8 protein-coding genes and 1 pseudogene are annotated in these 8,735 nt (G+C 69.6%); all 9 read left to right on the top strand.

The annotated features are described in order from the left end of the window. Positions 1-657 (top strand): fumarylacetoacetate hydrolase family protein (locus VN520_RS18960; RefSeq protein WP_325748109.1); only part of this gene is annotated, 657 nt, incomplete at its 5' end. Next, a complete protein-coding gene (locus tag VN520_RS18965; RefSeq protein ID WP_325748110.1) occupies positions 654-1,619 on the top strand; it encodes a cyclase family protein in 966 nt (321 codons plus the stop codon). The genes VN520_RS18960 and VN520_RS18965, both read left to right, overlap by 4 nt. Positions 1,620-1,642: 23 nt before the next feature. After that, complete coding sequence (locus tag VN520_RS18970; RefSeq protein ID WP_325748111.1) at positions 1,643-2,773, top strand: FAD-dependent oxidoreductase; 1,131 nt, start codon at positions 1,643-1,645, stop codon at positions 2,771-2,773. After that, entirely contained in the window at positions 2,770-3,774 is a 1,005-nt protein-coding gene (locus tag VN520_RS18975; RefSeq protein ID WP_325748112.1) for an amidohydrolase family protein, read from the top strand. Before VN520_RS18970 ends, VN520_RS18975 begins: the two co-directional genes overlap by 4 nt. Positions 3,775-3,787: 13 nt before the next feature. Next, entirely contained in the window at positions 3,788-4,726 is a 939-nt protein-coding gene (locus VN520_RS18980) for a VOC family protein (protein ID WP_325748113.1), read from the top strand. Between the two features lie 93 nt (positions 4,727-4,819). Beyond that, positions 4,820-5,791: a fumarylacetoacetate hydrolase family protein gene (locus VN520_RS18985; protein WP_325748114.1), complete on the top strand. Its 972-nt coding sequence runs from the start codon at positions 4,820-4,822 to the stop codon at positions 5,789-5,791. Beyond that, positions 5,788-6,534: pseudogene (locus tag VN520_RS18990) on the top strand (SDR family NAD(P)-dependent oxidoreductase); the annotation flags it as partial. The gene VN520_RS18985 and the pseudogene VN520_RS18990, both read left to right, overlap by 4 nt. A gap of 393 nt (positions 6,535-6,927) precedes the next feature. Continuing rightward, positions 6,928-7,551, top strand: a complete 624-nt coding sequence (locus VN520_RS18995) for a nucleotidyltransferase (RefSeq protein WP_325748115.1) — start codon at positions 6,928-6,930, stop codon at positions 7,549-7,551. A gap of 5 nt (positions 7,552-7,556) precedes the next feature. Then, positions 7,557-8,735 (top strand): adenosylhomocysteinase (locus VN520_RS19000; RefSeq protein WP_325748116.1); only part of this gene is annotated, 1,179 nt, incomplete at its 3' end.

The raw sequence follows: 8,735 nt of genomic DNA on the forward strand, positions 1-8,735 counted from the left end.
GCCCCCGGCGACGACCGGCCCGAGCAGGAGCGGCGCGCGGAAGCCGCGGAGATCATGGACCGGCGGGCCGCCGAGGACCTGCCGTACGTGTTCATCGGTCTGCCGAGCGCGATCACCGGCCCCTACGACGACGTGGTGCTCCCCGCATGGGTCGAGAAGCCCGACTGGGAGCTGGAGCTGGCGGTCGTGATCGGCAGGGCGGCCCACCAGGTGTCCGTGGAAGAAGCACTGGACCACGTCGCCGGATACACGATCGCCAACGACCTGACCGACCGCGCGACCGTCTTCCGCCGGGACATGCCGCAGATCGGCACCGACTGGCTCCGCAGCAAGAACGCGCCCGGCTTCACGCCGCTCGGCCCCTGGATCGTGCCCGCCTCGTCGATCACCGACCCGGACGATCTGCGGGTGACGCTGAAGCTGAACGGCGAGACCATGCAGGACGAGTCCACCAGGGACATGATCTTCGACGTCGCCCGTGTGGTCGCCTACGCCTCGCAGTCCGCCCGTCTGCTCCCCGGCGACCTGGTTCTCACCGGTTCCCCGGCCGGCAACGGCATGCACTGGGGCCGGCTGCTGCGTGACGGCGACGTCATGGACGGCTCGGTCACCGGTCTCGGTGCCCAGCGCACCCGATGCGTGACGGAGGCCTCATGACCCCCCTCGACCACAACGATCCCGAGGGTTCGATCGCGCGGGCCGCGCAGGTGTGCTCCAACTGGGGCCGCTGGGGTGAGAACGACGTGCTCGGCACGCTCAACTTCCTGGACGAGGCGAAGCGTCTCGAAGGCGCCGCTCTCGTACGGCGGGGCGTGAGCTTCTCGCTCTCCCAGCGCTTCGACATGGAAGGCCCTCAGAAGGGCTGGCGGCGGCGCACCAACCCGGTGCACACCATGCTCGACACCGGCACCGACGCGGCCCTGGGCCGCCAGGGGTTCCCGCACGGTCTCGGCGGCGCCGACGACGTCATCGCGATGCCGTTGCAGTGCTCCACGCAGTGGGACGGGCTCGGGCACATCTTCGACCACGGCAAGGCGTGGAACGGGCGCCCGGCCGAAGAGGTCGTCACCTCGGACGGCGACCTGGTCACCGGCATCGAGCACATGGCCCCGCACGTGGCCGGACGCGGCGTGCTCCTGGACGTCGGGCGGGCGATCGGCACGGACGGTGAGCTGCCGGACGGCTTCGCGATCACCGAGGAACACCTCACCGCGACCGCCGATGCCCAGGGCGTGACCGTGGGCCGTGGCGACATCGTGCTGGTGCGCACGGGCCAGCTGGCCCGGGCCCGCCGGGACGGTTGGGGTGACTACGCCGGCGGGCCCGCCCCCGGCCTGTCCTTCACCACAGCCGACTGGCTGCACGGCTCCGAGATCTCCGCGATCGCCACCGACACCTGGGGCTTCGAGGTGCGGCCCAACGAGTTCGAGCACGCCTTCCAGCCCCTGCACCAGGTCGCCATCCCGAACATCGGCCTGCTCATCGGCGAGATGTGGGACCTCGACGCCCTCGCCGAGGACTGCGCGGCCGACGGCCGGTACGCGTTCTGGCTCACCGCCGCGCCGCTGCCCATCACCGGCGCGGTCGGCTCGCCCGTCAACCCGATCGCCGTCAAGTAGACCGAGGGACGAAGGAGTTCCCCATGAGCAACGCCCGCACGATCCTCGTGATCGGTGGCGGCGCGGCCGGCAACGCCGTGACGGTCCTGCTGCGCCGCGCCGGTACGGCGGTGGACCTGGTCGAGGCCAAGGCCGACTGGAACGCCACCGCCGGCTCCGGCATCACCCTCCAGGGCAACGCCCTGCGCGTCCTGCGTGAACTCGGCGTCTGGGAGCAGGTGGAGGCGTCCGGCTTCGGCTTCAGCTCGGTCGGCATCACCGCCCCCGACGGCACGGTCCTGCACGTGCAGGACGACCTGCGCACCGGCGGCGACGACCTGCCCGCCACCTTCGGCATGCAGCGCCCCCAGCTCCAGCAGATCCTCATCGAAGCCGTGCGCGCGAGCGGCGCCACGGTCCGTCTCGGCACCACCGCCGAGATCCTCGGCCAGGACGCCGACGGGGTCTCGGTGCGCCTCAGCGACGGCACCGTGGGCCGCTACGACCTGGTGATCGCCGCCGACGGCCTCGGCTCCGCCACCCGTGCCGCGATCGGCATCACCGCCGAGCCCGAGCCCACCGGCATGGCCATCTGGCGCGTCGCCGCCCCGCGACCGGCCGGCGTCACCCGCACCGACCTCGCCTACGGGGACCCCGCCTACATCTCCGGCTACTGCCCCACCAGCGAGAACACCCTGTACGCCTACGTCGTCGAGGCGAACCGGGACCGGGCCTCCATACCGCCCGAGTCGTACGCCGACGAGATGCGCGGCCTCACCCGCCACTACGGGGGTTTCTGGCCCGAGATCACCGAGCACATCACCGACCCGGCGAAGGTCAACTACACCTGGTTCGACCGCATGCTGGTCGAGGGGTCCTGGCACCGTGGCAGGGTCGTCCTCGTCGGCGACGCCGCCCACTGCTGTCCGCCCACCCTCGCGCAGGGCGCCGCCCTGTCCCTTGAGGACGCCTGGGTGCTCGCGCAGCTGCTGACCGCCTCCGGCACCTGGGACGACGCCCTGTTCCAGGAGTACCACGAGCGGCGCATCGCCCGTGTCCGACCGGTCGTCGAGGCGTCCGTGCAGATCGGCCAGTGGCAGCTCGACGGAGTACGCGACGCCGACGTGCCCGGCCTGATGGCCCGCACCATGACCATGCTCCGGGAGCTGCCGTGACCACACCCACCGTGGACGTGCACGCGCACGTCCTGATACCCGAGGTCGAGGCGCTGGCCGAGGGGGAGCGGGGACTCGCCGAGGCACGGGCGCTGGACGCCCGCCGCAACGGCCCCGCCGCTCTCGCGGTCAGCGGGCCCATGGTGCGCGAGCGCATTCCGCGGCTGACCGACCCGGCCGTGCGCCTGGCCGCGATGGACGCGCAGGGCGTGGACGTACAGCTGGTCAGTCCCTCTCCCTCGCACTACCACTACTGGGCCGGTGAGGAGACCGCGGAGAAGCTGTACCGGCTCGCCAACGAGGCGACAGCCGCGCACTGCTCGGCCGCCCCCGGACGGCTGCGCGGCCTCGGACTCGTCCCGCTCCAGCATCCCGGCCGAACGGTGCCCGCTCTCGAACACGCCCTGGAGCAGGGTCTTTCCGGGGTGGAGATCTCCAGCCACGCACCGGGGCACGAACTGTCCGACCCGGCCTACGAACCCTTCTGGGCCCGGGTCGAGGAGACCGGCGCGATCGTCTTCCTCCACCCCTTCGGCTGCACTCTCGACGAACGTCTGGACCAGTGGTACCTGTCCAACACCGTCGGCCAGCCCACCGAGAACGCCGTCGCCCTCTCCCACCTCATCTTCTCCGGTGTACTCGACCGCCACCCCGGTCTGAAGCTGATCGCCGCCCACGGCGGGGGCTACCTGCCCACCCACATCGGCCGCTCCGACCACGCCTGGACCGCCCGCTCCGACGCGGGGGCCGGATGCGCCCACCTGCCCAGCAGCTACCTCAAGCGGCTCTACTTCGACTCGCTCGTCCACGACCCGCACGTCCTGCGGGAACTGATCCGCGCCGCCGGCGCCGACCGGGTGCTGCTCGGGTCCGACTTCCCCTTCGACATGGGGACCGAGGATCCGGTCGGCGCCCTGCGCGCCACGCACCTGTCCGAGGCCGACACCGACGCCGTACGCGGTGCGAACGCCGCTGCTCTGCTCGATCTCACCCTCGTCTGAGGAGGAAACCACCATGAGCGCACGTCTGCTCACCCACCTGCGGCACGTCGACCTGGCGGTGCCGGACTACGACAAGCAGCTCGACTTCTACGCCGGCGTCTGGGGCCTGAGCAAGGTCGCCGAGGACTCCGGGATCTCCTTCCTGGCCGCCGAGGGCTCCCCCGAGCAGTACGTCGTACGGCTGCGCGAGGCCGAGGAGAAGCGCCTCGACCTCGTCTCCTACGGTGCCGCGAGCCCTGCCGACGTCGACACCCTCGCCGAGCGGCTCCTCGCGGGCGGTGTGCAGCTGCTCACCCGTCCGGGCAAGGTCGACACCCCCGGAGGCGGCTACGGCTTCCGCTTCTTCGACGTCGACGGCCGCACCATCGAGGTCTCCGCCGACGTCGAGGTGCGCCGGCACCGCAAGATCGAGGAGAAGGAGGCCATCCCCGTCAAACTGTCGCACGTGGTCCTCAACTCCCCCGACCTGAACCGCACCCGCGAGTGGTACGAGCGCCACCTCGGCTTCGCGCTGTCCGACACGCTCAGCTCGCCGCACATGGGTGAGGTCATGCACTTCATGCGGATCAGCAACCAGCACCACTCCATGGCCATCGCCCAGGGCCCGCACACCGCCCTGCACCACGTCTCCTTCGAGATGCGCGGCATCGACGAGTACATGCGCGGCTCCGGCCGCGTCATCCGGGCCGGCTTCCGCAAGATCTGGGGCCCCGGCCGGCACATGGCGGGTGACAACACCTTCACGTACTTCCTCGACCCGCACGGCAACACCGTCGAGTACACGACCGAGCTGGAGAACCTCGACGAGGACACCTGGCACCCGCACGTCTACGACTTCTCCCGGCCCGAGGTCACCGACCAGTGGGGCACCGCCAACCCCATGAACGAACTCGTCGCCAAGGAGTCCTTCAACGACCCCGACCGCGGCGTCTTCATCGCCCCGCCGGTCTGATCCTCCACACCGGCACCGGGGGCGCGGCAGCCTGTCCATCACCCTGGCACGGCTCGCCGCGCCCCCGGACCCTCCTCCCACCAGGAGCCGCTCATGCGCTTCGCCGCTTACGAACACCGGCACCGGACCCATGCCGCCGTCCTCGGTGACGACGACGCCCTCCATCCGGTCCCCGGAGCCCGCTCACTGACCGAACTCATCGCCTCCGGGCAGGGCCTCCCCGCACTGCTGGACGCAGGTGCCTCCGCTCTGGACCTCCCACCGGGCCCCCACGTCTCCCAGGTCCGGCTGCTGCGCCCCCTCCAGCCGTCGTCCGTGCGGGACTTCGTCACCTTCGAGGAGCACGTCGAAGGTGTACGCCGCTCCGTCGACGGCGTGTCCGGCGTTCCCGAGCAGTGGTACGCGGCGCCGACCTTCTATTTCACCAACCCCCACGCCGTCTTCGGCCCCCACGACGACATCGCCGTTCCACCGGGGTCGAGCGTCCTCGACTTCGAACTGGAAGTCGGTGCCGTGATCGGCCGCGAGGGCCGTGATCTCACTCCTGAGCAGGCACGCGAGCACATCGTCGGCTACACGGTCTTCAACGACTGGTCCGCCCGTGATCTGCAGTCCGCCGAGATGAAGGTCGGCCTCGGCCCCTGCAAGGGCAAGGACACCGCCACCACGCTCGGCCCTTACCTGGTCACCGCCGACGAGCTGGAACCGTACCGGGACGGGGAGGGGTTCCTGCGTCTGGCACTGACCGCGGAGGTCAACGGCCAGGTGGTCGGCGAGGACCTGCTGTCCAACATGAGCTGGACCTTCGAGGAGATGACCGCCTACGCCTCCCGCGGCACCCGCGTGGTGCCGGGTGACGTCCTCGGCTCCGGCACCTGCGGCAACGGCGGCTGCCTCGCCGAACTCTGGGGTCTGCGCGGTGAACAGACGCCGCCACCGCTCAAGCCCGGCGACACCGTCTCCCTCACCGTCGAAGGCATCGGCACACTCACCAGCACCGTCGTCCCCGGTGTCGAGCCCGTGCCCCTGCCGGCCGGCCGGCGCCGCACCCGGGAGCGGCCGTGACCGGCCCGCACCCCAAGAGGCTGCTCGGCAAAGTCGTCGTCGTCACCGGCGCCGCCCGCGGCCAGGGCGCCGCCGGAGCCGAGGCGCTCACCCGTGAAGGCGCCCGTGTCATAGCCACCGACGTGTCGCCCGACCGGAACTGCCGTCTCCTCGACGTCAGCGACGACCAGCAGTGGGCCGAACTCGCCGCCGAACTGAAGAACGCGTACGGGCAGGTCCACGGCCTGGTGAACAACGCGGGCATCACCTGGCGCGCCCGCATCGGGGATGTCCGGGCCGAGGACTTCGAGCGGGTGCACTCGGTCAACGTCACCGGCCCGCTCCTGGGCATCCAGCACCTGAGCCCGTTGATGCCGCCCGGCTCCTCGATCGTCAACGTCGGCTCCTCGGCGGCACTCACCGCGCACTACCCGGTCGCCTACACCGCCAGCAAGTGGGGCCTGCGGGGCCTGTCGAAGGCTGCCGCACTCGAACTCGGCCCGCGCGGCATCCGCGTCAACACGATCCACCCCGGCTACATCGAGACCGGGATGACCGCCTCCGCCCCACCGGCCTTCCGCGAGGCCAACATCCGGGAGACCCCGCTCGGCCGCACCGGAACCGTGGACGAGATCGCCCCGCTGGTGGTCTTCCTGCTGTCCGGCGAGTCGTCGTTCATCACCGGCGCCGAGATCCCCGTGGACGGCGGAATGACCGCGCACGGCGGCGTCAAGTCCATCTCCGACGCACTTCACCCGGGGGCGGCGCGCCCACCGGAAGCAGCCCAGCCCGCGTCAGCGGGGGTTCAGCTCACGCCTTCGGACGCAGACGAGCCAGGAAACGCGCTCAACGACCTCGTGCGGAACATCGAGCACGGCACGGCAGGGGACCTATGACGCTCCTGTGTCGAGACGTTGGCGAATGAGATCACCAGCCGGAACCACCAGGAGTCCTGTCGTGTCATGCCGTCCCCGGCCACCAGGCGTCATCACCCGCTGACCACAGGGATGAGAAGCGTTCGGTTGCAGCCGGATTCGGACTGCGGTCGCGCTCCCTCGTCCCACGTCTTATCGTTTTCATTGGGATTCGACGGAAATGATCAAGCTGCTTCACGTACCAGAGGTTCATGATTTCATCATGATGGGTCAGTGGGTGTCATGAAGCGCATGGTGGCTCTTCTGGAGACACTGAAACGCACCGCTGGGGCACTGAAGAACGAGAGCGTGCCTTTCGCGTTGGCCGGCAGTCTCGCGGCCTATGCTCGCGGAGGCTGGTCGGATCCTCGGGATGTGGATCTCGTGGTGACGGAAGATTCGGTGCCGGCCGCCGAGAAAGCCCTGGGGCGCGTGGGCTTCCAGGTTTTCCACCCTCCGGAGGACTGGCTCGTCAAAGCCTCGTACGACGAGGGATCGTCCCACAGCATGGTGGACGTCCTCTTTCGACCGGCCGGGATACCCGTCACGCAGGAAATGCTTGACCGGGCCGATGAGATCATCGTTGAATCCGTCACGATGCCGGTACTCGCGTCGACCGACCTGGTGGTACTCAAACTGCTCTCCTTAACAGAGCAGCATTGCGACTTCGGCCCGCTTCTCCGGGTCTCCCGTCCACTGCGCGAGCAGGTCCACTGGCCGACCGTGGTGAAAAGCACCAGGGACTCCCCGTACGCGCGAGGATTTCTCAACCTGCTGACCGAATTGCAGGTGCTGGGCCACGACGCTGTCGGCCTGCCGACAAACAGGATCAGCCCGGCAGAGGGTTCCTCCGATCGGAAGGAATGATCCGTATGGGTAGCTCGTCGCCTCCCCCCGGGAAACTGGTGGCAGCCCGGATGCGCATGCCGCTGATGTCGAGGGAGCAGGAGGAGTGCGCCCGCGAACCCTTTCTGGCGGGCTGGCGAGTGGCTCTGACCACCCACATGATCGCCACGTCGGTAGGGCTGCCGCTCGCCCTGCGGGACGCGGGGGCCTCGGTGGTGGCGTGCGCGTCCAGTCCCGCCTCGACCGACGACGACATCGTCGACTGGTTGAACCTCCAGCCGCGCATCCGGGCGCTCGGGACGAGCAGTTCGACGGAGGAGGAAGGGGAGCGGGACCGCCTGGAGGCACTGGATACCCGGCCGCACCTCATCGTCGACGAGGCCGACATTCTCCTGGGGCTGCTGTACAGCACACGCCCGGAACACATTCCGGTCGTACGCGGTGCTTCCGTTCGCACCCTCACGGGTGTCCGGCGAATGCGCAGCATGGCCCACCGGGGCCGTCTCCCCTTCCCCGCCATGGCCGTGGACGGCAGCCCGATCAAGCAGATCTTCGACAATGAGGTCGGAACGGGCCAGAGCACGGTGGACGCGCTGATGCGTACGGCGAACTTCTCCTTCCCGGGAAGCTGTGTGGTCGTCGCGGGATATGGGCTCTGCGGGCGCGGAGTGGCCGCGCGCGCCCGGGGCCTGGGTGCGGACGTCGTGGTGACCGAGGTCGACCCCTTGCGCGCACTGCAGGCCCGCATGGCGGGATATCGCGTGATGCCCATGGCCGAGGCATCGTTGCGCGGCGACGCGTTCATCACCGCGACCGGCACCGTGCACGTCATCAGGGAGGACGACATCCACAGGATGAAGGACGGGGTGTTCCTCCTCAACGCCGGGCACAGTTCCCAGGAGATCGATACCGCGGCACTGGAGAAGAATGCGGAGTCGAGCACGGAGCTGGTGCCGCACGTCACCGCGTATCGCATGTCCGACAGGAAGCTGCGTTACCTGCTGGCCGGCGGAAGTCCGCTCAATACCAGCGCCGGGGCCGGTCATCCGCCGGAGCTGATGGACATCAGCTTCGCCGCCCAGATGGCCGGCATCCGATATCTGGTACGGAATCTGGGTGGCCTCGATGCGGCGGTCCATGATCTGCCGATGGACGCTCAGAAGGAACTGGCTCGGAGGAAGCTCGAACTGTCCGATGTCAGGATC

The organism is Streptomyces sp. (genome assembly GCF_035563135.1).
In the GTDB taxonomy this organism is placed as follows: domain Bacteria; phylum Actinomycetota; class Actinomycetes; order Streptomycetales; family Streptomycetaceae; genus Streptomyces.